The organism is Aeromonas sp. DNRA1, from assembly GCF_963888745.1.
Taxonomy (GTDB): Bacteria; Pseudomonadota; Gammaproteobacteria; order Enterobacterales; family Aeromonadaceae; genus Aeromonas; species Aeromonas hydrophila.
The window spans coordinates 1-319 of record NZ_CAWPKQ010000020.1 but is presented as its reverse complement, the minus strand read 5'-3'; the positions used below and the strand labels follow the sequence as shown (position 1 = coordinate 319).

Genomic DNA, 319 nt, shown 5'->3' with positions numbered 1-319 from the left:
CCTGGGGTTGGATCACCTCCTTACCTTAAGATGACGAAGTTGTTGAGTGTTCACACAGATTGCCTTGATTCAAAGTAGTTAGAGCAAAGACCTGATGCGCAAGCATCAGTGCTTGTTTGGCTAACGCCAAACGAGAGAAGCCCTTTTGTTGGGTGTTGGGATGTGAATAATGGCGCGAGCTGTTACCCAATCACCTGCGCGCAAGCGCAAAGACAAATCCGGGTCCCCTTCGTCTAGAGGCCTAGGACACCGCCCTTTCACGGCGGTAACAGGGGTTCGAATCCCCTAGGGGACGCCACTTCTCTTCTTGCTAAAAGAA

Annotated in this window: 1 tRNA gene; it reads left to right on the top strand. The window is 51.4% G+C overall.

The window, feature by feature from the left end:
• Positions 1 to 222 precede the first annotated feature (222 nt).
• Positions 223 to 298, top strand: a tRNA-Glu gene (locus AACQ43_RS22150).
• Positions 299 to 319: the final 21 nt, after the last annotated feature.